At 70.2% G+C, this 24,477-nt stretch carries 24 protein-coding genes and 1 pseudogene; 10 read left to right on the top strand and 15 right to left on the bottom strand.

Annotation, left to right across the window (positions count from 1 at the left end):
• The 5 genes from OG452_RS32605 to OG452_RS32585 all read right to left on the bottom strand — a co-directional run bounded on the left by OG452_RS32605 (position 1) and on the right by OG452_RS32585 (position 3,597).
• Positions 1–687 carry a response regulator transcription factor gene (locus tag OG452_RS32605; RefSeq protein ID WP_327299139.1) on the bottom strand — a complete coding sequence of 229 codons (687 nt, stop codon included), beginning with the start codon at positions 685–687 and terminating at the stop codon, positions 1–3.
• Positions 688–933: 246 nt separating this feature from the next.
• Positions 934–1,491, bottom strand: coding sequence for a nuclear transport factor 2 family protein (locus OG452_RS32600; protein WP_327299138.1), 558 nt, complete (start codon positions 1,489–1,491; stop codon positions 934–936).
• Between the two features lie 57 nt (positions 1,492–1,548).
• On the bottom strand, positions 1,549–2,796 hold the full coding sequence (locus tag OG452_RS32595) for an amidase (protein ID WP_327299137.1): 1,248 nt from the start codon (positions 2,794–2,796) through the stop codon (positions 1,549–1,551).
• Positions 2,793–3,065 carry a hypothetical protein gene (locus OG452_RS32590; RefSeq protein ID WP_327299136.1) on the bottom strand — a complete coding sequence of 91 codons (273 nt, stop codon included), beginning with the start codon at positions 3,063–3,065 and terminating at the stop codon, positions 2,793–2,795. Before OG452_RS32590 ends, OG452_RS32595 begins: the two co-directional genes overlap by 4 nt.
• 10 nt (positions 3,066–3,075) lie before the next feature.
• Complete coding sequence (locus OG452_RS32585; RefSeq protein ID WP_327299135.1) at positions 3,076–3,597, bottom strand: flavin reductase; 522 nt, start codon at positions 3,595–3,597, stop codon at positions 3,076–3,078.
• A 424-nt stretch (positions 3,598–4,021) separates the two neighbouring features.
• Here OG452_RS32585 and OG452_RS32580 point away from each other — a divergent pair, with 424 nt between their 5' ends.
• The 6 genes from OG452_RS32580 (at position 4,022) to OG452_RS32555 (ending at position 8,939) form a co-directional block, all read left to right on the top strand.
• On the top strand, positions 4,022–5,320 hold the full coding sequence (locus tag OG452_RS32580; RefSeq protein WP_327299134.1) for an aromatic ring-hydroxylating oxygenase subunit alpha: 1,299 nt from the start codon (positions 4,022–4,024) through the stop codon (positions 5,318–5,320).
• Complete coding sequence (locus OG452_RS32575) at positions 5,313–5,831, top strand: aromatic-ring-hydroxylating dioxygenase subunit beta (RefSeq protein ID WP_327299133.1); 519 nt, start codon at positions 5,313–5,315, stop codon at positions 5,829–5,831. The genes OG452_RS32580 and OG452_RS32575 overlap by 8 nt, the downstream gene beginning before the upstream one ends.
• The gene (locus OG452_RS32570) at positions 5,828–6,778 is read left to right on the top strand and encodes a PDR/VanB family oxidoreductase (RefSeq protein WP_327299132.1); all 951 of its coding nucleotides are present in this window, start codon (positions 5,828–5,830) and stop codon (positions 6,776–6,778) included. Before OG452_RS32575 ends, OG452_RS32570 begins: the two co-directional genes overlap by 4 nt.
• A gap of 136 nt (positions 6,779–6,914) precedes the next feature.
• Positions 6,915–7,907: a dihydroxyacetone kinase subunit DhaK gene (gene dhaK / locus OG452_RS32565; protein WP_327299131.1), complete on the top strand. Its 993-nt coding sequence runs from the start codon at positions 6,915–6,917 to the stop codon at positions 7,905–7,907.
• A 34-nt stretch (positions 7,908–7,941) separates the two neighbouring features.
• The gene (gene dhaL, locus OG452_RS32560; protein WP_327299130.1) at positions 7,942–8,538 is read left to right on the top strand and encodes a dihydroxyacetone kinase subunit DhaL; all 597 of its coding nucleotides are present in this window, start codon (positions 7,942–7,944) and stop codon (positions 8,536–8,538) included.
• Positions 8,535–8,939 carry a PTS-dependent dihydroxyacetone kinase phosphotransferase subunit DhaM gene (locus OG452_RS32555; RefSeq protein ID WP_327299129.1) on the top strand — a complete coding sequence of 135 codons (405 nt, stop codon included), beginning with the start codon at positions 8,535–8,537 and terminating at the stop codon, positions 8,937–8,939. Before dhaL ends, OG452_RS32555 begins: the two co-directional genes overlap by 4 nt.
• Positions 8,940–9,065: 126 nt before the next feature.
• Here the strand turns inward: OG452_RS32555 and OG452_RS32550 are convergent, their stop codons facing one another.
• The gene (locus OG452_RS32550) at positions 9,066–9,695 is read right to left on the bottom strand and encodes an LAETG motif-containing sortase-dependent surface protein (protein WP_327299128.1); all 630 of its coding nucleotides are present in this window, start codon (positions 9,693–9,695) and stop codon (positions 9,066–9,068) included.
• Between the two features lie 473 nt (positions 9,696–10,168).
• On the opposite strand from OG452_RS32550, the pseudogene OG452_RS32545 reads away from it, so the two are divergent.
• Positions 10,169–11,059: pseudogene (locus tag OG452_RS32545) on the top strand (glycoside hydrolase family 16 protein); the annotation flags it as partial.
• A gap of 90 nt (positions 11,060–11,149) precedes the next feature.
• Here the strand turns inward: OG452_RS32545 and glsA are convergent.
• Positions 11,150–12,472, bottom strand: a complete 1,323-nt coding sequence (glsA, locus tag OG452_RS32540) for a glutaminase A (protein WP_327299127.1) — start codon at positions 12,470–12,472, stop codon at positions 11,150–11,152.
• Between the two features lie 97 nt (positions 12,473–12,569).
• Between glsA and OG452_RS32535 the strand changes: the two genes are divergently transcribed.
• Positions 12,570–13,706 (top strand): baeRF3 domain-containing protein, encoded by a 1,137-nt coding sequence (locus OG452_RS32535; protein ID WP_327299126.1) that lies wholly within the window; start codon positions 12,570–12,572, stop codon positions 13,704–13,706.
• Positions 13,707–13,738: 32 nt separating this feature from the next.
• Here OG452_RS32535 and OG452_RS32530 read toward each other — a convergent pair whose 3' ends face one another.
• Positions 13,739–14,233, bottom strand: a complete 495-nt coding sequence (locus OG452_RS32530) for a DUF5709 domain-containing protein (RefSeq protein WP_327299856.1) — start codon at positions 14,231–14,233, stop codon at positions 13,739–13,741.
• 436 nt (positions 14,234–14,669) lie between these two features.
• Between OG452_RS32530 and rho the strand changes: the two genes are divergently transcribed.
• Positions 14,670–15,818: a transcription termination factor Rho gene (gene rho, locus OG452_RS32525; protein WP_327299125.1), complete on the top strand. Its 1,149-nt coding sequence runs from the start codon at positions 14,670–14,672 to the stop codon at positions 15,816–15,818.
• A gap of 33 nt (positions 15,819–15,851) precedes the next feature.
• Here rho and pgm read toward each other — a convergent pair whose 3' ends face one another.
• The 7 genes from pgm to OG452_RS32490 form a co-directional block, all read right to left on the bottom strand.
• Positions 15,852–17,492 carry a phosphoglucomutase (alpha-D-glucose-1,6-bisphosphate-dependent) gene (gene pgm / locus OG452_RS32520; protein ID WP_327299124.1) on the bottom strand — a complete coding sequence of 547 codons (1,641 nt, stop codon included), beginning with the start codon at positions 17,490–17,492 and terminating at the stop codon, positions 15,852–15,854.
• 51 nt (positions 17,493–17,543) lie between these two features.
• Positions 17,544–18,311: a class I SAM-dependent methyltransferase gene (locus OG452_RS32515; protein WP_327299123.1), complete on the bottom strand. Its 768-nt coding sequence runs from the start codon at positions 18,309–18,311 to the stop codon at positions 17,544–17,546.
• Positions 18,311–19,231: a MurR/RpiR family transcriptional regulator gene (locus OG452_RS32510; RefSeq protein ID WP_327299122.1), complete on the bottom strand. Its 921-nt coding sequence runs from the start codon at positions 19,229–19,231 to the stop codon at positions 18,311–18,313. Before OG452_RS32510 ends, OG452_RS32515 begins: the two co-directional genes overlap by 1 nt.
• 102 nt (positions 19,232–19,333) lie before the next feature.
• Positions 19,334–20,593, bottom strand: coding sequence for a M20/M25/M40 family metallo-hydrolase (locus OG452_RS32505; protein ID WP_327299121.1), 1,260 nt, complete (start codon positions 20,591–20,593; stop codon positions 19,334–19,336).
• A complete protein-coding gene (locus OG452_RS32500) occupies positions 20,593–21,363 on the bottom strand; it encodes an amino acid ABC transporter ATP-binding protein (RefSeq protein WP_327299120.1) in 771 nt (256 codons plus the stop codon). The genes OG452_RS32505 and OG452_RS32500 overlap by 1 nt, the downstream gene beginning before the upstream one ends.
• Positions 21,360–22,343, bottom strand: coding sequence for an amino acid ABC transporter permease (locus OG452_RS32495; protein ID WP_327299119.1), 984 nt, complete (start codon positions 22,341–22,343; stop codon positions 21,360–21,362). Before OG452_RS32495 ends, OG452_RS32500 begins: the two co-directional genes overlap by 4 nt.
• A 1-nt stretch (position 22,344) precedes the next feature.
• Positions 22,345–23,298: an ABC transporter substrate-binding protein gene (locus OG452_RS32490; protein ID WP_327299118.1), complete on the bottom strand. Its 954-nt coding sequence runs from the start codon at positions 23,296–23,298 to the stop codon at positions 22,345–22,347.
• Positions 23,299–23,656: 358 nt separating this feature from the next.
• On the opposite strand from OG452_RS32490, the gene OG452_RS32485 reads away from it, so the two are divergent.
• A complete protein-coding gene (locus OG452_RS32485; RefSeq protein ID WP_327299117.1) occupies positions 23,657–24,409 on the top strand; it encodes a hypothetical protein in 753 nt (250 codons plus the stop codon).
• The last annotated feature ends 68 nt before the right edge of the window (positions 24,410–24,477 follow it).

The following is a 24,477-nucleotide window of genomic DNA, read 5'->3' as shown; positions in this document are numbered from 1 at the left end:
TCACACCTTGGACTGGTCGAGCCCGCAGCGCATCATGTCGCCGATGAGTGAGCCCAGGGTGTCTGCCGAGGTCTTCTCCCTGATCTTGGCCCGGTGGGCGTCCACCGTCTTGAGGCTGATGCCGAGCGCCCTGGCGATCGTCTTGCTCGGCTCTCCGGCGATGACCCGCCGGAGTATCTCGCTCTCGCGCGGGCTCAGCTGAGAGAGCCTTTCCTCTACGGCCCTGCGTTCAGCCCGCCGCGCATAGCGCTCGCTCGCCGTTCGCAGAGCCCCCTGCACGACTTCGAGCATCCGCTGGGGATCGTACGGCTTCTCCAGGAAGTCGACCGCCCCCTGCTGCAACGCCCGGACGGACATGGCGATGTCGCCGTGCGCCGACACGAACACGACGGGAAGCACGGACTCCTGGGAGTTGAGGAGTTCCTGCACCCGGAACCCGCCGGTGCCCGGCATGCGGACATCCAGTACCAGGCAGGCCGGGCGCTCCGGATCGAAGGCGGCGAGGAAGGCGTCCGCGGCGGTGAAGCACGCCGTGCTGATGTTCACCGACTCCAGCAGCCAAGCGAGCGACAGGCACAGCTGCTGGTCGTCGTCCAGCACATAGACGAGGTCGGCGGGCTCGCGTGCCGTGCCGCCCGCTCGGGACCGTTCCCCTCCGGTGTTCTGGGTGAGCGCAGTCGCGGTCATCGTTTCTCGCTTCCGAGCGGCTGGGGTCCGGCGAACACCGCACCGGACCCCGGAGGCTCCGCCACCTGGCGCTGTGGCGGTACGACGCTGAATGAGGGATTCACTGCGGTTGCGCGGCTGAGCGTGTCCCAATGTTTCACTCGAAGATGCGTCGCGTAAAGGCCTTGCATATCGGAGACGGAGACAGTAATTACCTACTGGCCAGTAACGAAAAGTCCGGAGGGGTTTACCGAATAAGGGCGCCGGTCAAGGCCGCATCAGTGCCGACACCGAGGGGAAGTCGTCAGCGAAGTCCTTGGTCAACGGCGCGATGAAGACGTTCTCCGTCCGAGTGCGGCTGATCTTCCAGGCTCCGTTTGCCCTGCGGAAGGCGTTGTCGAGCCGACTGGAGCGGAGCAGCGCGGTGCCGTCGGAGTAGAGCCAGGGCTGTATGTGGATCCATTGGCCGGTGGCCCTGTCGCCGGTGACATGGATCTGTTCCGACGTCAGGTAGTGCGCGTTGAGTACCAGGTTCGGGTCCTTCCCCTGCTCCCAGAACGCCTCGAAGTGACGCCGTACGGCCGCGTGGCCCTCAGCACGGCCGAACTGGTGGTCGTAGTACTCGCCCACGCCTTCCCAGACGGCGTCCTCGGTGTAGAGCTCCATGATCAAGTCGATGCGATGGGAGTCGTCGCGTACGCCGTACTCGGGGCACGGTGTGTCGCACAGGAACATGTAGCGGGCCTGGAGTCTGCGGATGTCGGCCTCGGCCTCCAGCGCGCCGACCCGTCGTACGAGCGCGGCGATTGTCTCCTGGTCGGTCACGGCTCTTCTCCTTCTGGTGAACTGGCGCCGGGCTGCGGCGCGGGCTGCGGGTCTCTGTCAGGCCAGCCGGCTTTCGATCCAGGTGGCGTGGGTGAGCAAGCTTCCTTCGTGGTGTGCGCGGCCGACCGCCTGGATGCCGAGCGGCAGTCCGTCGGCATCCCGCAGGCCGGGTACCGCCACGGCCGGCAGGCCCCAGGCCTGCCAGGCACGGCTCAGTACCGGATTCCCGGTGGCAGACAGCCCCTCGGGGGCGGCACCGGGCGCGGCAGGGCCGACGATCGCGTCGTACGACGTCAGGAGCTCGGCGATGCGGATGCGGGCACTTTCCACGGTCTTCCTGGCGTCGTGGTACTCGGCGTCCGGCGTTCGCGCCCCGGTACGGAGGAGGTCGGCCAGGGGTTCACTGAGCCGGTCGGCAGCCGGAAGTTCCTCGGCCCGCTCACGTGCCGCCTCGTACGCCATCACAACGGGATGTGCCGCGGTGACCTCGGCGACGAGCCGTTCCTCAGGAAAGTCGTCCACCACGGCTCCGCCGTCGGTGAGCCGCTCTCGGAGCGTCTCCAGGGCGTGGCGCATCCCGTCCTGGACCACGCCGATCGGTTCGGCCGACCACAGCAGCACGCGCGGCGGGCGCCTGGGCAAGGCGACGGGCCCGCCACCATCGAGCGCCATCCATGCGACCGCGAGATCGGCGGCGGACGCAGCGTAGACACCATGGCTGTCCAGGCTGGGGCTGAGACCGACCACTCCGTCCACGGAGAACCGTCCGTGCGTCATCACCAGCGAGGCCACACCGCAGTACGCGGCGGGGCGGGTGACGGAGCCCGCTGTCTGTGAACCGATGGCGAGCGGCACTTGGCCGGCGGCCACGGCCGCGGCCGAACCGCTGGACGAGCCGCCTGGCGTATGCGCGCTCGCGGCCGGGTTGTGCGTGGGGCCGGGGGCGAAGAACGCGAACTCTGTGGTCACGGTCTTCCCGATGACGACGGCACCGGCCCGGCGCCACGCGCTGACGATCGGTGCGTCGGCCCGGGCGGGTGGGGCATCGGCCCGCAGCGCCGAACCGCACCGGGTGGGAAGCCCCGCGACATCGATGATGTCCTTGACGCCCAGCGGTACGCCGCCCAGGACACCGGCGGACGACGCCCGGTCGGGTGCGGGGCTTCGGACGACCCAGGCAGCGACGTCGGGCTCGGTCGCGGCGATCCGGGCACGCGCCCGGTCGAGAGCCGCCTGTGGGGTGGTGGCGCCGGTGGCCAGGTCCTTGACCAGTGCGCGCAGGGACCAAGGTGCATACAGGTTCATGACTCGTCCCACTCCGCCTCGGCCTCCCAGTAGTCCATGCCGGCCGCGCTCACACGGTGGCGCCAGCCGGATGTGCGGCGCAGTGCCGGCTCCACGGACCTGGTCGCCGCGTCGGCCGCTTCAGGGCCGTCGGCGGGCACGGTCCAGTGGACCCAGTTGAGCTCCCGGCCGACTGCGTCGCGGGTGAAGAGATCCACGTGCCGCCAGCCGTAGTTGAACGTGTCGGTGTAGCAGGTGAGCGTCATGCGCGTGGCGTCCTTGTCCATCATGTTCCGCTCGTCACGCGCTCAACGGCGTGGGCACGGGGTGGAATCGGCGCCGGTAGTAGACGAGACTGCCTTCGCTGTCCTGCCCGGGTACGACCTGGTCCACCTCGACGAACATCACTGTGTGCGAACCGCGTTCCACGGTCCCGGTGACTCGCCCGAGGACCGACGCGGCGGATCCGCGCAGCAACGGCACACCGTGGGAGTGGTCCCAGACGTCGCCGGTCACGCTGAACCGCTGCTCCGCCGGTACCCGTCCGGCGAACGCCATGGCGACGTCTTCGTGCTCCGTTCCGAGCACGTTGATGCAGAGGTGTTCGTTGGCGCGGAAGATGTCGTGGCTACGGCTCGACCGGTTGACGCAGACGAGCATGGTGGGCGGTGTGTCCGTGACGGAGCACACCGCGCTCACGGTGATCCCGGCACGACCACCGGGGCCGTCCGTGGTGACGATATTGACTCCTGCGGAGAGATTGGCCATCGCATCGCGGAACAGCCTCTGTTTTGTGGTCAGTTGAGTGCGCTTCTCTGCCACCGTTCCTCCTGCCGGGAGCTGGGCGCTCCGGGTCTCGCCCGGATGTCCCGACGGTAGAGCGCCGGGCGCTGCGAGCGGTATCGAGACTTACTCCGGCGTCGTTGAGGATTTCCCCTACTCCGGTGCCGGTCTGCGGCTGCGCCCCCCGCCGGCAGCACGGTCGCACGTTCAGGCCGGCACCGGGCCGGCCCGCCTGCACCTGACTGAGGAAATCCCCTATGTCTGACGATGCCTTTCCCAATTGGCCGGTGGCCGGCGCTTGCTTAGCGTCATGTGCACCGACAGAGGAGGGCATGCGGGGCTCCGGCTCGTTCGACGTTGCCTCGTCGGCGAGGTGGAGGCCGGCCCTCCACCGTTCCCGGCCTCCCCCTGACTGCGCGCTCCCCGCGACCGGGCCCTCTCCCCGAACCTGGAGGACACTCCCATGACAGTCGAGTTCACCCCGGACAACGTCCATGGCCTGCCCCCGAGTGACCTGGTGGGCGAGGACCGCGTCGCGGGACGGATGTACACCGACCCCCGGCTCTTCGAGCTGGAAATGACGAAGGTCTTCGAGCGCACGTGGGTGTGGGTCGCCCATGAGAGCGAACTCCCGAAGGCCGGCAGCTTCAAGTCCACGTACGTGGGGCGCCAGCCGGTCATCGTGACCAAGGACCGCAAGGGCACCATCAACACCCTGCTCAACCGGTGCCGGCACCGCGGCGCCAGCCTGTGCGAGCAGCGCACCGGGCACGCCAATGGCTTCACCTGCCCCTACCACGCCTGGTCATACGGCCTGGACGGCAAGCTTCGCGGCATCCCGTACCCGGACGGCTACGAAGGCGTCCTGGAGAAAGGGGAGCTCTCGCTGCGCAGGCTGCGCACCGAGTCGTACGGGGGCATGGTGTTCGCCACCTTCAACGACTCCATCGAGTCGCTCGAGGACTCTCTGGGCGACGTGAAGGTGTGGATCGACCGCTTCATGAAGCAGGGCGGCGGCTACCCCGTCAAGGTCCTCGGCACCCATCAGTTCAGGTTCCGGGGCAACTGGAAGATCCAGTTGGAGAACACCACCGACGGGTACCACTTCCCGATCGTGCACCGATCGTGGATGGCCTCGGTCGACGCGGAGACCGCGGACATGATGTCCTTCATGACCGACCCGTCCGCGGTCACCCATAGTCTGGGCAACGGGCACAGCGTCATGCAGATGGTGCCCGGGCACTCCGACCTCGACGTCGACGACGGCAGCGAGCCGCTCCAGGCGCGTTTCGCCACTCTCGTCACGGAGCTCGAGGAGGCCGGCCTCGACGGCCCGGCGATCCGCAAGCTGGTGCGCGCCATGCACGGCACCGGTTTCAACCTGAACCTCTTCCCGAACGTGTCGATGTCGAACTCGTTTCTCCGCGTGCTGCGCCCCATCGCGGCCGACGAAACCCTCATCGAACACGTGGCTCTCGGACCGGACGGCCCGGCCGGGATCGCGGACCCGGTCAATCGTGAGCGCCTGCGCATCCACGAGCACTTCCAGGGCCCGTTCGGTTTCGGCAGCCCCGACGACGCCGAGGGCTGGGACCGGGTCCAGCGGGGCGCACAGGCCGCCCCCGACATGCCGATCCTGGTCAACCGGGGTCTGGCACGCGAGAACGCGAGCCCTGAGGGCTGGCCCACCTCCCACGTCACCGACGAGACCGGCATGCGTGCGGCGTACGACAAGTGGAAGCAGATGATGAGCGATGACTGAGACTCTCATGACCTCCTCCGGCCCCCGGCCCGGGCTGACCGACTCCCGCGTGATCCGGGCGGTCCAACTGATCTGGCGCGAGGCCGACCTCCTCGACCGGAAGCAGTACGGGGAATGGCAGAACCTCTACTGCGCCGACGGCCTGTACGTCATCCCGATCGACGCGCGGACCGAGGACTTCGCCAACAGCCTCAACATGGTCTACGACGACGCCCCCATGCGGCAGATGCGAGTGACCCGGATGACGGAGGGCTACGCGATTGCCGCAGTCGACGCCGCCCGCACCGTCCGTACGGTGTCCCGTTTCGTGGTCGAGGAGGCCGGCGACGACGAAGTGACCCTGCGCTCGGCACAGGTGCTGGTCGCCTACAAGCGCGGCAGGCACGACCTGTGGGCCGGGGAGGTCACACATCGCGTCCGGCTGGCGGATGACGGTGACCGGATCGCACTGAAGGTCGTGCGTCTGGTGGACAGCGAGGACGCCGTGCCGGCTGCCGGGTTCCTGCTGTGAGCGTCAGGGCACGGGTCTCCGACATCGTGTCGGAGACCCCGCAGATCCGTTCCCTCCGCCTGGTCAGGGAGGACGGCGTGCCCTTCACCCCGTACCGGGCCGGAGCACACGTCGATGTGACAGGCCCGACCGGAGTGCTGCGCCAGTACTCCCTGTGCGGTCCGCCGGACGACCCGTCGTCGCTGCTGATCGCGGTGAAGCGGGAGCGTCAGTCGCGTGGCGGCTCCGAGGCACTGCACCACGTCGTCAAGGGAGATCTGCTCGAAGTCGGTGCGCCTCGCAACCTGCTCGCGGTCGCGGAAGACGCCGACCGGCACATCCTGGTGGCCGGCGGCATCGGCATCACGCCGCTGCTGAGCATGGCGTACGAGCTGCACCGCCGCGGGGAGGAGTTCCAGCTGTACTACTTCGCCCGCTGCCGTGAGGAGGCCGCCTTCGTCGAACTGCTGGAGAACCGGGTGGGGTTCCGGGGCCGGGTAGAACTGAGGCTGGGTGTGCCCCGCGCTGAACAGCCCGCTGTGCTGGCTGCCCCGGCCGCCGCTGCGACTCCCGGCTCACACGTCTACACGTGCGGGCCGCGGGGTTTCATGGAGCAGGTCTCCGCTGTGTTCGCGCCCGTGATCGGCACCGGTCACATCCACATCGAGAACTTCACGGCGCAGGAGACCGACACCAGCGCCGACCAGCCCTTCACGGTCGAGTTGGACACCGGCGAGAAGTGGGAGGTCCCTGTGGGCCGCTCGATCCTTTCGGTATTGGAGGAGAACGGGATAGACGTCTTCAAGTCCTGCGAGGAAGGCATCTGCGGCTCTTGTGTCTCGGGAGTCCTGGAGGGGGTGCCCGCGCACCGTGACAACTGCCTGTCCGCAGCCGACAAGGCATCGGGCACTCAGATCGCGTTGTGCGTCTCCCGGGCCGCGACCGGGAGGCTTGTCATCGAACTGTGAGGCAGACGGATCAGCACCGGCCCCGCGGACCTCGGCGGTCCCCACCGCGAACCGCCAGGATCAATAGCTGCTGAAATCTTCTTGAACAGGGAAGATACAGCGCAGGCCTACCTGCTCGCGTGACTGGAGGACACCAATGAGAATGCTGATCAATGTCCCGGAAACCGTGGTCGCGGACGCCCTGCGCGGAATGGCCGCCGCGCATCCGGAGCTGTCCGTCGATGTCGAGAACCGTGTGATCGTACGGGGCGACGCACCCGTGGCCGGAAAGGTCGCGCTGGTCTCGGGCGGCGGGTCGGGGCACGAGCCGCTGCACGGTGGGTTCGTCGGGCGCGGGATGCTCTCCGCCGCCTGCCCCGGCGAGGTGTTCACGTCACCGGTGCCCGATCAGATGGTGCGGGCAGCGGCAGCCGTCGACAGCGGTGAAGGCGTGCTGTTCATCGTGAAGAACTACACGGGCGACGTGCTCAACTTCGACATGGCGGCCGAGCTCGCCGAGGACGAAGGCGTACGGGTCGCCAAGGTGCTGGTCAACGATGACGTGGCGGTGAGCGACAGCACGTTCACCGCCGGCCGCCGTGGCACGGGGGGCACTCTCTTCGTGGAGAAGCTGGCGGGGGCCGCGGCCGACGAGGGCGCGCCGCTGGAGCGGGTGGAGGCCGTCGCCCGGAAGGTATGTACCGGTACGCGGTCCTTCGGGGTGGCCCTGAGCGCCTGCAGTACGCCTGCCAAGGGCGGCCCCACCTTCGATCTCCCGTCCGGTCAGCTGGAGTTGGGCGTCGGGATCCACGGCGAGCCGGGTCGTGAGCGGCGCGGGATGATGACCTCGCGGGAGATCGCGGACTACGCGGTGAACGCCGTCCTGGAGGATCTGCGGCCGGATCTTCCGGTACTCGCACTGGTGAACGGGGCCGGGGCGACTCCCCTGCTGGAGCTGTACGGCTTCAATGCCGAGGTGCAGCGGGTACTGGCCGAGCGTGGCGTGGCCGTCGCCCGTACCCTCGTGGGCAACTATGTGACCTCGCTCGACATGGCAGGCTGCTCGGTGACGCTCTGCCAGGTGGACGAGGAGCTGCTGCGGTTGTGGGACGCGCCGGTGAGTACGGCCGCGCTGCGCTGGGGCTGCTGACCGTTCCGCTATACCGACTCATCAAGGAGGACCTGTGCTCGACGCCGAATTCTTCCGCCGCTGGATGGCCGGTACGGCTGCGGCCGTCGACAGGGAGGCGGACCGGCTGACCGAACTGGACTCGGCCATCGGCGACGCCGACCACGGCAGCAACCTGCGGCGCGGGTTCGCGGCCGTGCGGGACGCGCTGGAGAAGGAGGCCCCGCAGACTCCGGGCGCGGTCCTCACTCTGGCCGGACGGCAGCTCATCTCCACCGTCGGCGGAGCGTCCGGGCCGCTGTACGGGACGCTGCTGCGCCGTACCGGTAAGTCGCTGGGCGACTCCCCTTCCGTGGACCGGGAGCAGCTGTCCGCCGCGCTGAAGGCGGGGACGGAGGCGGTGGCCCGGCTCGGCGGCGCCGCCGTGGGCGACAAGACGATGCTGGACGCGCTGCTGCCCGCTGCCGACGCGCTCGGGGAGTCGTTCACCGCGGCGGCGAAGGCCGCGGATGACGGTGCGGTCGCGACCGTACCGATGCTGGCGCGCAAGGGCCGGGCGAGCTATCTCGGTGAGCGCAGCATCGGCCACCAGGACCCGGGGGCGACCTCGTCCGCGCTGCTGTTCGGCGCCCTGGCGGAGACTGCCGCATGAGCGCGCTGGTGGGGATCGTCCTGGTGTCCCACAGCGCGCCTGTCGCGGCGGCCGTGGCCGAACTGGCGACCGGACTGGCAGGCGGGGCGACGACCGCTCCGGTCGCCGCGGCGGGCGGAACCCCGGACGGCGGGCTCGGTACCAGTTCGGAGCTGATCTCGTCGGCGGCCGCGGCGGTGGACCGGGGTGCCGGTGTGGCGGTCCTCGTCGATCTCGGCAGCGCGGTGCTGACCGTGAAGGCGCTGCTGGCCGAGGGTGACGAACTCCCGGACGGTACGAGGCTGGTGGACGCGCCCTTCCTGGAGGGTTCGGTGGCGGCCATGGTCACCGCTTCGGCGGGGGGCGACCTGGACGCGGTGGAGGCCGCAGCCGTGGAGGCGTACGACTACCGCAAGGTGTGAGGGCGCCCGCCGTTTTCCTTGGCTTCGCCCCGGCGCCGGCAGGGCAGGACCCTCCGGACGGCCAGCCCGGCACCCCGAACAGAGAACTGCCGGCGCTCACCCGGAGGCGCCGGCAGTCGTGGCGGATCAGTTCTCGCTGCTGCGACGCTTGCGCGCGGCGAACATGATGCCGCCACCCGCGAGGATGACCACGGCGGCCGCACCCGCGATGAGCGGCGTGGCGCTGGAGGAACCGGTCTCGGCCAGGTCCGACGGCGCACCGGCGCTCGGCGACGGCGCGGGGGCCGCGGCTGCCGGGCTGCTGGGTGCGGAGCTCGGGGCCTTGCTCGGAACGGGGGCCGCGGAGCTCGGGGCCGCCGTCGGGGGCTGCGAGGCGGGCGGCGGCGTGGCGGGCGGCGTGGCGGCGCAGACGGGCGCCGTCTTCGTCTCGTCCCTTGAGAACTGGTCCCCGTCACCGGCCTTCACGACCAGGTGCACAGTGAGCGTCTTGGTGTGCTCACCCAGCGGCAGCGTCCTGTTGACCGACGAGCCGAACTTCTCCGTGGGAAGGATGTCCTTCCCGTCCACGCTGACGGTCACGGTGTTGGTGACGCCAGGGTTGTACGCCGTCAGGTCAAGGGTGACATCGGAGCACGAAACGCTCCACGTCGGAGTGTGTGCCTGAGCCGGGACAGCACTCAGACCGACGCCGACCACGCCTGCCGCTGCGGCTATGAAGGCCCCCCGGAGCCGCCACGATCTATTGGAAAAGGTCACAAAATCCTCCACACATGCTGCGCCGCCCGTTTGGCGGTGCGCGCGCAGGGTACCGCCCCCGTGCCACCGGTTGCGCAGGCCCCCCGCCTCTCACTCCGGTAACCAAACACCGTGGGTCACCCGGTGGTTGGCGTACGGGGTACCGGCGCCTGGCGCCCCGGTGAATTCCTGCCCCAGTCCGGACACGTTGTCAAACCCGTGCCGTACGCGCCCCTTTCAATTCCCGAACACACAACTCGGACACACGCCTCTTTTCCCTTCCATGCGTTCAGGCATGAATTCACCTTTACCCGGACTGGTACATACCAAGACCTTGACAGTCGGTTGGTTCACTTCTTAAATCTCGAAGTGAACCGCGCACCCCCCACCCCGGCCGCCACGCTCCTCCCGGCGGCCTCGTTGCGCATGTCTGTCATACTCATGTCAAACATGCCCGTTCAGTGCACCTGATCCGTGCACCGGAAGGGAGAACCATGGCCTCCACCCGCCTGACCCGGCGCCTCCTCGTCGCCACCGCCTCAGCCCTGCTCCTCGCCCCGGTCGTCGCGTCCACCGCGAGCGCCGACAACCCCTCCACCACCGGCCGTCCGGCAGCGAAGGCGGCCGCCGGAACCTTCTCCGACACTTTCGACGGTCCCGCGGGCTCCGCCGTCGACGGCGGCAAGTGGCAGACGGAGACCGGTGACAACGTCGACAACCACGAGCGCGAGTACTACACACCGGGCAGCGACAACGCCGCGCTCGACGGCCAGGGCCATCTGGTCATCACGGCGCGCAAGGAGAATCCGGGCAACTACCAGTGCTGGTACGGATCGTGCGAGTACACATCGGCGCGGCTGAACACCTCCGGCAAGTTCTCGGCCGCGTACGGCCATGTCGAGGCCCGGATGAAGATCCCCAAGGGGCAGGGCATGTGGCCCGCCTTCTGGATGCTGGGCGACGACATCGGACAGGTCGGCTGGCCCAACTCCGGTGAGATCGACGTCATGGAGAACGTCGGCTTCGAACCGTCGACCGTCCATGGCACGATCCACGGCCCGGGCTACTCGGGCTCCGCGGGCATCGGGGCCGCCTATACACTCCCGGGCGGCCAGGCGTTCTCCGACGGCTTCCACACGTTCGCCGTCGACTGGGCGCCCGACTCCATCAAGTGGTCCGTGGACGGCAACGTGTACCAGACCCGTACACCCGCCGATGTGGGCGGAAACCAGTGGGTGTTCAACAAGCCCTTCTTCCTGATCCTCAACCTGGCCGTCGGCGGATACTGGCCGGGCGACCCGGACGGCAGCACCGCCTTCCCGCAGCAGCTGGTCGTCGACGAGGTACAGGTCACCACCAGCAACACCGCACCAGCGGCCGGGACGGCCCGGCAGCACTGAGCCACCGCAGGGGCGGATGCGCGTCCGCGCGGGTCCGCCCCTGACCGGCTCGTCGCCGCGGCGGGCTTGAGCTCCTCAGTCCGCCCTGGGAGGTGGGTCGTTCACGCCCCCTGAGGACCGCCCCCGCTCGCACCAGGCGACGGCCTCCTCACGGGACGGGAACCTCTGCCAGGGCGTCAGCCGCGCCCCGCCCGGCGCACGCGGATCGACCACGACGGCCACCCGGTGCCCCTCTCCCTCCAGCCGGGCCAGCGCGGAGGCCACGAGCGAGGCGCCGGAGGGTTCCACGCTGGTCACGTCGAGCAGGTCGAGCACCACCCAGCCGCCGGACTCCGGGGCCACTTCGGACAGCCCGTGCAGCAGCCGTTCGGCCGCGGTGAAGTCCAGCGCGCCCTGTGCGGCCACCAGCCCCGTCCGAGCCCCGTGGTCCGCCTCCGTGATGGTGGGTGCGGACAGCGTGGGATGGCGCATTATATGCAGCCCGAACCGCTCGGACAGCTCACGCAGCGCCTCGATGCCGCGCACCGGAGTGCCCGTGGTGTCGAGGGGCGGGCTGTGGACGGCGACCCCGAACCGCGCCGGGCTCACCGCGATCAGCCCGCCGGACACCCCGCTCTTCGCCGGCAGGCCCACCCGCAGCAGCCACGCACCGGACGCGTCGTACATCCCGCAGGACGCCATCACCGCGAGTACCTGGCAGGCGACGGTCTCGGACACCACCTTCTCGCCGGTCACCGGGTTGACGCCCCCGTTGCCCAGGGTCGCCGCCATCACCGCGAGATCGCCGGTGGTGACCCGTACCGCACACTGCCGGAAGTAGGTGTCCACGACCGAGGGCGGACCGGGCAGCGCCCCGAGGCTGCTCATCAGGTACGCGAGCGCGCGGTTGCGGTCACCGGTCTCCCCCTCCGACGCGTGCACGGTCTCGTCGACGTCCAGCCGGCGGCCCGCGAAGCGGCTCAGGCAGTCCAGGATGCGCGCGAACCGCTCCGCGCCGGTGCGGCCGGGCACCAGCGCGGTGGTGGCGATGGCCCCCGCGTTGATCATCGCGTTGTCCGGCCGTCCCGTGTCCGGCTCCAGGCTGATCGCGTTGTAGCCCTCGCCGCTCGGTTCCGTACCCACCCACCGGGTCACTTCGTCGAGGCCCAGCAGCGAGAGTACGAGCGCGTACACGAACGGCTTCGACACCGACTGGAGGGTGAACGGCAGTTCCGCGTCGCCCGCCCGGTACCGGTGTCCGTACATGCTCACCAGTGATAGCCCGAAGGTGTCCGGGTCGGCGAGCGCCAGCTGCGGGATGTAGTCGGCGACCGCGCCGTCCCGCAGTGCGCCGAGCCGGTCATGGAGCTCCGCCAGGGCTTCCGTCACCACGTCGATTACGGGGCTGTCCTTCGCCATTCGCCATGCTAATCACGGATGCGGGCGGGCCGCGTCCGGATGCAGCCGTGCGGCGGCTGGTGGATCGTGAAGGGGCACCAGTACCAGAAAGGGAGTCATGGAAACCAACGCTCTGACGCCTGCGGTCCTGCAGATCCTGCGCAAGAAGCAGCCCCATCCGGTGGTGTCCGTGAGTATGCCGACGCACCGGCGCGAGACGGACAACGCCCAGGACGCGGTGCGGCTGCGCAATCTTGTGACCGAGGCGGGCCGCCGGATCGACAGCTGGACCAACGGCGGTGAACCGCTGCCGCGGGAGGTGCGGGCCGGGCTCAGGGCCCAGCTCGACCGGGCGCACACGGACGTCGATCTGCGGTACTCCCAGGACGGGCTGGTGATCTTCGCGAGTGCCGACACGTACCAGACGTGGGTGCTGCCGAGAGAGGTCCCGGAGCGCGTGGTGATCAGCGACAGCTACCTCACCAGGAACCTGGTCGCCGCACGGGCCCGGGCCACCCCGTACTGGGTGCTCGTCGTGGCCGCTACCCGCGCCACGCTCTGGGACGGGTCCCAGGGGAGGTTGCGCGAGCACACGGGCAACAGCTTCCCGGTCACCCCTGAGGAGCTGCAGACCGATCCGCAGCGCGAGGAGCGCATCGGTGACGTGGCCAGTACGTTCCAGGACGAGGAGACCCGGCGGTACCTGCGTGACGTGGACAGTGCGCTCGCCGCGGTCCTCGCCGCCACCCCCCGGCCGCTCTTCGTGGTGGGTCTGGCCCCCGCGCTGAGCCTCCTGGAGGACGTGGGGACCGCCACCCGGCACGCGTCGGCCAAGATCCTCACCGGTGGTCTGGTGAACGGCCCCGCACCCGAGCTGTACCGGGAGCTGGAGCCGAGCCTGCGCGAATTCCGGGAGCGGACAGCCGCACGGACGGCGGACCGGCTCGTCGCCGCGCGCGGCAGGCGGACCTTCGCAGCGGGCCTCGACGAGGTGTGGGAGTCGGTACGGGAGGGCCGCGTCGCCCTGCTGGCGGTCGAGGAGAACTTCCAGCGGACCGTGCGGGTGAAGGAGGGCCATCTGATCCCGGTCGATCCGCCGGGACCGGCGACGCCGTCTCCCGACGGCGAGGCCGTCCGTGAGGACATCGTCGATGAGCTCGTGGAGCTGGCGCTGGACACCGGGGCCGAGGTCGTCTTCGTAGCCGACGGCACGCTCGCCGACCACGACCGCATCGCGGCCGATCTGCGCTACTGACCCCGGTCGCGGCCGGCTGACCCCGGCCCGCGCTACCGGCTCCGGGGCCGGCCGTCGTCGGCCGTCCGGTCACCGACGAGGTGCACCGCGGCCTCCTCGGCGGAGGCCGCGCCGCCGTCGACGCCCACGTCCTCCGCCAGCATGTCCTTCTCGGCTTCCTCGTGCGCCCCTTCGTCCGGGGCGACCAGCCGTCCCGACCGGTTGTCGCCGACCTCGTCGTCCAGCGGCTCCCCATCGCTGTCGGACGCGTCGCCGATGCCGTCGCCGGCCGGTGCGCGGAGCAGCGCCGGGTCGGGTCGCTCCTCGGCCAGGCGCTGGTCCAGCGTCTCGCCCTCGTGCTGCTCCTCCTGGGTGGTTCCCGCGTGGTCGACGCCCAGTGGCCGTTCCGGCGGGGACCAGCCCTCGTCGTACGGATCGGAGGCACGGCCGTTGAGTGTGTCCTCGCGGTCGAGAATGCCCGAGTCCTCGGTGACTTCACTGCCGTCCGGCTGGTAGACGTCGTCACCCCTGGCGTCGTCCGCTCCCATCGCCACGGTGTGCTCCTTCGTCCGTCCCTCGGTGAGTCCGTTCGTGCCTCCGGGCCGTTCGCCCGGCAGGACCTCTCTTCCTTCCAGCGTGCTCGCATATCCGTGTCCCGACAACGTCGCAGGTCCCGGACGGCCCAACGGGCTCCTCGGCCGTACCGGCCGATACCGCCCGGCGGCACAGTGCGGGACGTGTGGTACGGTGCGATCAGCACTTGTGTACGCCCCTCGATGGGCGCCGGTGCCAGTTATCGCATTTACCGCGTATCGCGCTCTCTTGCTGCTGCGCCTTTCCTCTCATGATCGGCGATCCGGCTCACAAGCACCACCTCTCCCGGCCCGGGCTCTTCCGCCCGTCGCACGGGGCGTGCCGACACCGCCCCCCGCCGGGTCTCTCATCCGCATGCCCCGAGACGGCATGCCCGCGAAAGGACTCGCCATGACCACCACACTCGAACACCCTCCTGTCCAGCAGGACCTGTCCGTCGCCGCCTCCGGCGTCCTCGATGTCACCGGCCGGGGGCACGGCCTGCTGCGCACTCACGCCGGGCCGGGCTCCCGCCCGTCGCCCGACGATGCCCAGGTGACAGCCGACCGGATTCGCCACCTCGGCCTGCGTACAGGCGACTTCGTCGAAGGGACCTGTCCGCGGCCAGGCGCCCCGGTCCGGGTCGACCGGGTCAACGGCCGCCCGACCGAGGCCCTTCGGGGCCGCCGGCACTTCCGCGACCTGACACCTCTGCACCCGCGTGAGCGGCTGCGCCTCGAAACGGCGGGCGGCGCCGCGGCGACCCGGCTCATCGATCTGATCGCCCCGGTCGGCAAGGGGCAGCGCGGCCTGATCGTCGCGCCGCCCAGGACCGGTAAGACCGTGCTTCTCCAGCAGCTCGCGGCTGCCATCGCGGCCAACCACCCGGAGTGCCGTCTGATGGTGGTACTGCTCGACGAACGCCCCGAGGAGGTCACCGACATGCGCCGCTCCGTACGGGGCGACGTCCTCGCGTCGACCTTCGACAGGCCGGCGAAGGAGCACATCGCACTCGCCGATCTCGCGGTGGAGCGTGCCAAGCGCCTGGTCGAACAAGGCGAGGACGTCGTCATCCTGCTCGACTCCCTGACCCGGCTCTGCCGGGCGCACAACAACGCGGCATCATCGGGCGGCCGGACGCTGTCGGGTGGTGTCGACGCCGCGGCCGTGCAGGGCCCCAAGCGGCTCTTCGGCGCCGCGCGCCTCGCCGAGGAGGGCGGCTCGCTGACCATCCTCGCGACCGCGCTGGTCGACACCGGCTCCCGCGCCGACGACTACTTCTTCGAGGAGCTGAAGAGCACCGGCAACATGGAGCTCCGGCTGGACCGCGCACTGGCCGACAGGCGCGTCTTCCCGGCCGTCGACATCACGGCTTCGGGCACCCGGCGCGAGGAACTGCTTCTGGCCGAGGGCGAGTTGACCGCCGTACAGGGACTGCGCCGGGCGCTGCGCTCACGGGACGGGCAGGCGACGCTTGAAGCGCTGCTGGACCGGATCCGGCACACGCCCGACAACGCCGCCTTCCTGCGCCGGATCCACCGCACGGTCCCCGGCGCCTGACCCTCCCGGCGGACGGGTTCCCACCACGGGGCCTCAGCCGGCGAGCGCCGCCGAGACGACGGCCTTCGCCTCCTCCTGGACCTGGCCGAGATGGCCGGCCCCGAGGAAGGACTCCGCATAGATCTTGTAGACGTCCTCGGTGCCCGACGGCCGGGCCGCGAACCAGGCGTTCTCCGTGGTCACCTTGATGCCGCCGATGGGCGCGCCGTTGCCGGGCGCCTCGGTGAGCACCGCCGTGACCCGCTCCCCCGCCAGGGTGTCCGCGGTGATCTGCCCGGGCGAGAGCCTGGCGAGCACCGCCTTCTCCGTACGGTCGGCAGGGGCGTCGATCCTGGCGTAGGCGGGCGCGCCGAAACGCTCGGTGAGCGCCGTGTAGTGCTCGGACGGTGTCTTCCCGGTGACCGCGAGGATCTCGGAAGCGAGCAGGGCCAGGATGATGCCGTCCTTGTCGGTGGTCCACACCGACCCGTCGCGGCGCAGGAACGAGGCTCCCGCCGACTCCTCGCCGCCGAAGCCCAGCGAGCCGTCCACCAGGCCGTCCACGAACCACTTGAAGCCGACCGGTACTTCGACCAGTTCGCGGCCCAGACCGGCCGCCACCCGGTCGATCATCCCCGATGAGACCAGCGTCTTGCCGACGCCCGCAGCCGCGGGCCACTGCTCGCGGTGCGTGAACAGGTACGAAATCGCCGCGGCCAGATAGTGGTTGGGGTTCATCAGCCCGGCGTCCGGGGTGACGATGCCGTGCCGGTCGGCGTCGGCGTCGTTGCCGGTGGCGATCCGGTATTCGCCGGACCGCTCGATCAGGGACGCCATCGCGTACGGCGACGAGCAGTCCATCCGGATCTTCCCGTCCCAGTCCAGGGTCATGAACCGCCAGGTCGGGTCGGAGAGCGGGTTGACCACCGTCAGGTCGATCCGGTGCTGTTCGGCGATCCGGCCCCAGTACGCCACGGACGCACCGCCCAGCGGATCGGCGCCGATGCGCAGACCGGCGGCGCGCACCGCGTCCAGGTCGACCACGGACGGCAGGTCGCTCACATACGTACCGAGGAAGTCGTAGCGCCCGGTCGTGGAGGCGGTCAGCGCGCGGGTGTACGGCAGCCGGCGTACGTCCTTGAGGCCGGCGACGATGATCTCGTTGGCGCGGTCCTGGATCCAGCCGGTCGCGTCGGATCCGGCCGGGCCGCCGCTCGGCGGGTTGTACTTGAACCCGCCGTCGGCGGGCGGGTTGTGCGAGGGGGTGACCACCACGCCGTCGGCGAGCCCCGAGGTCCGGCCGCGGTTGTACGTGAGGATGGCGTGCGAGACGGCGGGGGTCGGGGTGTAGCCGTCGGCCGAGTCGATGAGCAGGGTCACCCCGTTGGCCGCGAACACCTCGACGGCGGTGACCCTGGCCGGCTCGGAGAGCGCATGGGTGTCGGCGCCGAGGAAAAGCGGGCCGTCGGTCCCCTGCCGGGCGCGGTACTCGCAGATCGCCTGGCTGGTGGCGGCGATGTGGTCCTCGTTGAACGCGGTGGCGAAGGACGAGCCGCGGTGTCCCGAGGTGCCGAACGCCACCCGCTGGGCGGGCTCTTCGGGGTCCGGGTGCAGCGCGTAGTACGAGGTCACCAGCCGGGCGACATCGGTGAGGTCCTCCGGTCGCGCCGGCTGCCCCGCTCGTTCGTGCGCCATCTGCCACTCCTCCGTATCGATCGTCGGACCCAGTTTGTCAGTTCTCCCCGGTCACGTCCGCCGGGCCACGACGAGGCGACAGCGCGGGCTGCCGTCCGGCCGACGGCCGAATTCCTCCAGCGGCAGCAGCTCCACCGAGAATCCGGCCCGGGTCAGATCGTCCCGCACCGCGCCCAGCGGGAACGTCCGGTAGTACATGACGAACCGCGGCCGCCACACCAGGTTCCGTACCCGCATCACCGAGTCGAAGCCGAGCAGCGTCCAGTACAGCGGGTCGCGGAAGGACTGCGGCGCGCCGATGGGGAAAGCGAAGACTCCGCCGGGCCGCAGCGCCCGGTGGACCCCGGCGAACAGGCCGGGGCGTTCAGCGGGCAGGAAGTGGCCGAAAGCGCCGAAACTCACGGCCAGGTCGAAGGCGCTCCGGAACGGCAGGTCCCGGGCGTCGGCCCGTACCCACTCGGCCACGGGGGCGGCCGCACCCGTCTCCGCCCGGCGGGCGGCGGTCAGCATCCCGGCGCTGAAGTCCACCCCGGTGACGCGCTCCGTGCACACGGAGCGCAGCACCCGGGCGCCCGCTCCCGTACCGCAGCAGACGTCGAGTCCCGCCCCGAACGGACCGAGCGGGCGCAGCGCTCCGCCGACCGCGTCCAGGACGCGGTCGGGCGTACGGAACGGGGTCTGGTCGAACTTCGGCGCCAGCAGGTCGTAACCCCGCTCGATCGAGGAGAGCGCCTGCACGGTCAGCTCCCTGAGGGTCGGGCCCTGCGGGGCGAACGGCCGCCGCAGGCCCGAGAGCGCGGCCCTGACGCGGGAAGCCATCAACTGCCGCCTTCCGGCTGGAGCCCTGCCTGCCGGGCCACCGCCTCGCTGTGCGCGAGATGGCTGCGTCCCGCCTCACCCAGCTGTCCGAGCACACCGGCGACGACCGTCTCCACCGTGGCCAGCGTCGGCACCAGGCTGTCGTACGGGGAGGGGGCGGCCACCTGGCTCGGCAGGACGACATCGGCGACGTTGGTCACCGGGGAGAGCCAGGCGTCGGTGAAGAGCACGATCTTGCTGCCGCGCCTCCGTGCCATCTCGCCGATGACGCTCTTGTCCGGTTCATAGCGGCGGTAGTCGAAGACGACGAGGACATCCTGCTTGCCGAGTCCGGCGAGTACGGCGGTCCGCTCCACGTCACGGTCGGGCAGGAGCACCACATCGTCGCGCAGCTGCATCAGGTGCAGAGCCAGATACTCGGCCAGCAGATGCGTGAACCGGCCGCCGACGAGGACGACACGGTGCTTGGGATGGCTGAGCAGCCCGACCGCGGCCCGAAGGTCGTGCGGCGGCAGCTCGCGCAGAGTACGGGCCACCGCGCCGCTGAATACGTCCTGCTCCGGGTCGCCCGTCCCCTGCTCGCCTCCCTGTTCCCGCACTTCCTCGCCGGGCCCGTCGCCCGGCTGCGGGAGGAGCGGACCGCTGCCGTATCCGCGCGTGCTGTACAGCTCAAGGGGCGATGCGCTGCGTTCCTCCAGCTCGTCGCGGAGCGCTGCCTGGAAGCCGGGGAACCCCTTGTAGCCGAGCCTGTTGACGAAGCGGATCACGGTGGGGGCGCTCACCCCGGCCCGTTCGGCGAGTGTGGCCACCGTCTCGAAGCCCGCCGACGGGTAGCCCGCGAGGAGTACCCGGGCCACCTTGCGCTCGGCGGGACTGAGGTCGCCGAGTCGGTGCCGGATCTCTTCGGCAAGTGAGGACATGGGCCACGCCACCTTTCAGAGGCTTCAGATTACGCAGGCGGGCCGCTCCCCGTGACATCGCGTGGGCTGGCCGCCCGGCGGCGGCCCGCTCCGCGCGGCCGATCAGCCGGGGCGTGCGTCCCCGAGCGCCACGATCAGGGCTCCCAGCAGGGCGGTCCTCGCGGGCACCGTGGTCACGTCGAGCCACTCGTCCGGGCTGTGATCGCCGCCGCCGACCGGGCCGAGACCGTCGAGGACGGGCACCCCGGTGCCGGCGATGGTGTTGGCGTCACCGACACCGCCGGTGGCAGCGGCTCCCAGGACGATCCCCAGTTCCGCTGCCGCCTCCCGTGCCTGTCCGAGCATGGCGCGGGCCCGCGCGGTGTCCTCCATCGGCGGGCAGGCGTACGTCTGCCGCACGGTGGCGGTGGTGCCCGGCACGGAAAGCCGGGCGGCGGCCGCCCCGACCGCCTCCTTCGCGCACCGGATGCCCTCGGCGGTCGGTGACCGTATCTCCACGTGCAACTCGGCTTCGGGGCAGACGATGTTGATGCGGCTGCCCGCCCTGGCGATCCCCACATTGACGGTGACATCGCTCCAGCGTCCGTTCAGCCGCTGGCAGCCGATGAGGAGGTGCGCGGCGGCCAGCGCCGCGTTCGCGCCGCGTTCCGGTTCGATACCGGCGTGGGCCGCCCGTCCCGTGACGGTGACGAGGAGGTCCACCACCCCCTTTCGGGCGATGACCAGGTCGCCGTTCTCCCGGGCGCACTCCAGCCCCAGCCCGTAGTCGATGCCCGCGCAGAGCGAAGCTGTCACCGAACGGCTGGCCGGGGAACCGGTCTCCTCGTCGGGGGTGGCGAGGAAGACGATCTCCGCGAAATCCAGCATCCGCCGGTGCACCAGGAGTTCGACCGCGGCGAGACCGGCCAGCAGACCGCCCTTGTCGTCGCTGGCGCCGGGACCGCGGGCGAATCCGCCGTCCACGGCGAAGGGCCGCTCGGCCGCCGTTCCTTCCTCGAAGACGGTGTCCATGTGCCCGGCCAGCAGGATGCGCCGCCCGCCCTGTTCCACCGGCAGCCGGCCGCGCAGCCGTCCCACCACCAGATCACCGGACTCCGGGCCGGAGCTGTCCGGGCTGTGCGGGCTGTCGGGACCGCCGGGGCTGTCGGCGGTTACGGCTATCCGGTCCGTCTCGAATCCCATGGCCGCCAGCCGGCGGACGGTCCAGGCCGCGACCCGGTTGACTCCTGCGGGGGTGTAGGAGCCTGAGTCGATCGACACGAGGTGTGCCAGATCGGCCAGATACCGGTCCTGACGGGCGACAGCGTCAGGCAGCAGCGCCCCGGCGTGCGCCGCCGCGCTGTGCTCCCCTACCCGGGCCATCACAGGACCTTCGAAAGGAAGCCGCGGGTGCGCTCGTGCCGGGGCTCGCCGAGTACCTGCCGCGGGTCTCCCGACTCGACCACGACGCCGCCGTCCATGAAGACCGCCGTGTCGGCGACTTCCCTGGCGAAACCGATCTCGTGGGTGACGACGACCATCGTCATACCGTCCGCAGCGAGTTGACGCATGACGTCGAGTACGTCACCGACCAGTTCGGGGTCCAGGGCCGATGTGGGCTCGTCGAAGAGCATCAGTCCCGGCCGCATCGCCAGCGCCCTGGCGATCGCCACACGCTGCTGCTGGCCGCCCGAGAGCCGGGACGGGTAATGGTCGGCGCGGTCGGCGAGGCCGACCCGGGCCAGGAGACGCAGCGCATCGGCGTGCGCCGCGGCCCTCGGGACGCCGACCACCCTCACGGGGGCCTCCATCACGTTCTGCACAGCCGTCATGTGCGGGAAGAGATTGAACCTCTGGAAGACCATCCCGATGTGCCGGCGCCTGAGGGCGACTTCACGCTCCCTCAGTTCATGGAGGCTGCCGCCCTGCCGGCGGTACCCCACCGGGGCTCCGTCGACGGTCAGGCTGCCGCCGTCGAGCTTCTCCAGGTGGTTGATGCAGCGCAGGAAGGTCGACTTCCCAGAGCCCGACGGGCCCAGCAGACAGCAGACCTGGCCGCGTTCCACGGTGAGGTCGATGCCCCGCAGTACGGCGGCCTTCCCGAAACTCTTTCGTACGCCGTCGGCGTGCACCATCGGTGTTCCCACAGTCATCGCTCCATCTCCGGTACGTCGGGTCGGGCGGGCCGGGCGATGAGCAGGACGGCACCCGTCAGCAGGCGCTTCACCGGACCGGCGGCCGGTGCCGCCGCGCCGCGGCCGTACCGCCGCTCCAACCAGGCCTGCGGCAGGCTCAGCGCGGTGACCAGGATCAGGTACCAGATGGCGGCGACCACGAGCATGGGCATGACCTGGTAGTTCTGGGCGTACACATCCTGGATGTCGGACATCAGGTCGTGCGCCGAGATCACGGAGACCAGAGCGGTCATCTTGAGCATGTTGATCGTCTCGTTGCCCAGCGGCGGAATGATCACCCGCATGGCCTGGGGCAGCACGATGCGCCGGGTGGTCAGGGCGGGCCCCATCCCCAGCGAGTGGGCCGCCTCCGCCTGCCCCGGATCCACCGACTGGATACCGGCCCGGACGATCTCGCTGATGTACGCGGCTTCGTTCAGCCCCAGGGCCAGCAGCGCGGCCACAGCGGGGGTCAGCACCGCGTTGGTGTCCGCGGCGAGGAAGGTGATGTGGGTGAACGGGACGCCGATCAGCACGTGGTGGTAGAGCGCGCCCGCATATCCCCAGAAGATGATCTGGACCAGGAGCGGGGTGCTGCGGAAGAACCAGACGAACGAGGTCGCCAGAACGCTCAGGACCGGATTGTGCGACAGGCGCAGTACGGCCACGAGGACACCGAGTCCCAGACCGAGCGCCATTGCGGCAGCCGTGAGCCAGAGTGTGGTGGCCAGGCCGCGGAAGACCAGGCCGTCGAACACGTAGCGTCCGACGACGGGCCAGTGCAGGTTCCTGTTTCCGGCCAGGGAGCCGGTCAGTCCGGCGAGGGCGGTGGCCGCGACCGCGGCGGCTGTCCACCGGCCCCAGTGCCGTACCGGTACGAGGGTGAGGCCCTGCGGGGCGGGCGGCGCCGGGGCGGTGGCGCTGTTCTGCGCGGCTCCTGTCGGTGTAGTGGCGCGCATATCAGGACACCGCCGGGTTCCTGGTCGCGTCCTTCAGGGCGATGGAGGCCGAGCCGTACTTCGCGCAGATCTTCCTGAGTGTGCCGTCGCCGATCAGTTCCTGAAGTGCTTTACGGATCGCGCCGGTCAGCCGGGGAAGCCGCTGGGTGACGCCGACACCGTTGGGCGTGGCGTCGTAACCGGCGCCGTGCGCCGGGTCCTTGACGAGTGCGAAGGTGTGGCCGCCGTCGGCGGTCCGCGCCGTCCATCCGGCAGCGGGTTCGGTCAGCAGATCAGCGGCGACCTTCCCGGAGCGCAGGGCGAGTTGTGCGTCGGAGTCCTTGGGGAAGCTCTGGATCGCGATGGGTCCCCTGCCGATGTGAGCACACGCGGACTGGTGCGCCTTGAGCACGTCCAGCTGATGGGCGGCGGCCTCCACACCCACCTTTCTGCCGCAGAGGTCGTCCAGGCGGGCGATCCTGTGCGGGTTCCCCCTGGTGACGAGAATCCCCGAGCCGGAAGCGGAGTAGTCCACGAAGTCGAGGACGCGCCGGCGCGCCTTGCTGTCGGTCATCGCCGAGATCACGGCATCGAACTTGCCTGCCTGGATCGCGGGCACGATGCCGTCGAACTTCTGTGGCGTGAAAGCGAATCGCACGCCGAGTTTGGCGCCGAGTGCCTGCCCGAGGTCGTAGTCGAGGCCGGTGAGCGCGGGCTCGCCGTCGGTCACGAACATGACGAACGGTGCGTAGGGCGCGTCAGTGGCCACCCGGACCGTTCCGGAGGACTTGACCGGTTCGGGCAGAGCGGCGTGCAGTGCCGCGTCGCGGGTCACGTGCACACCGGCGATGGTCGCGGTGGCCGGCTGAGCCACTCCCCCGCTTTCCCCGTGCTCGCCGCACGCGGTCAGTGAGAGGGCCGACGAGATGGACAGTGCGGTCGCCGCTGCCGCGCGACGGAATGAGCGGGTGTGCAACACAGATGCCTCCCACGGTTGTGCCGTGCGGTGGATTCACCGCCGGATGGCATCCCGCACGTTACACAGTGACGTAATAAACGCACTACTGTAATTTCTATTACATCCAGGTAACGAGCTCACGCCGAGCCGGAGGGCGGGCGGTCGCCGTGGCACTCGCGCTCTCCGACTCGACCCGCCTGCGGGCCCCGGTCACCGTCACGCCGGCGCAGCGCGGGCCGCCCGGGGGGCGGGCGGCCACAGGGCCCTTGCGAAACGCCCGCCGTGCGTCACCCGCATGGCGGGCGTAGCCTCGTCGTGTACGTCTCGCAGGCCTTGACCAGGCACATCTCAGGAGGCGACGTTGACAGGACACCGCATGGCCAAGCCACTGGCAGCAGGTGCGGCAGCAGTCGTTCTGACGATCGCCGCGGGCAGCTCAGCCGTGGCGGACGGCGGGACAGCATCGCTGCCGGCCCAGGAGATCGCCAACAAGGCACACGACGCCCTCTTCGGGACCTCGTCGCTGCACATCAGCGTCCACGGGAGGTTCGGTTCGAGGGGCACCCCCACCTCCATGGAACTCACCCTCGACCGGCAGGCCAACTGCCGGGGTTCGGTGAGTCTGGGCGGTCAGGGTTCCGTCCAGATCATCAAGCGGGGCGGCAAAATCTGGATCAAGCCGGATGCCGCGTTCTGGAAGAACCAGGTGCCGGGCGGCGACGCCGCCAGGGCGGCGCTCAACGGACGCTATCTCGAAGGTTCGTCGAGCAACTTGCCGCTGCAGGGACTCGCGCAGGTCTGCGATCTGAACTCGTTCCTCAAGTCGAGTACACAATCGGGTACTTCGGGCGGTGGTCACCTCACCAAGGGCAAGGTGACGAAGCTCCACGGAATCGACGTCGTCCCGGTCAGCGGGGTGCGCGGCGGCCATCTGGAGACCCTGTACGTGGCGACGCACGGCAAGCCCTACCCCGTCCAGGTCGCGGTGAAGGCCCAGGACAGGACCACCCTGGCGACCGTGGGCTTCTCCGGCTTCGACAAACCCGTACCGTCGAGCACCCCGTCGCCCGACCAGGCGGTGGACATCTCCAGGCTGCGGACCCAGGTCGGCCCGGCCAACTCCACCTGAGAGCGGCCGTAGCAGCCCGCTGGACAGCTGCGCGGGGGACCCGGCCTCATATGGCCCGGTCCCCCGCG

Source organism: Streptomyces sp. NBC_01197, assembly GCF_036010505.1.
In the GTDB taxonomy this organism is placed as follows: Bacteria; Actinomycetota; Actinomycetes; order Streptomycetales; family Streptomycetaceae; genus Streptomyces.
This window is presented reverse-complemented; position numbering and strand designations above follow the sequence as displayed.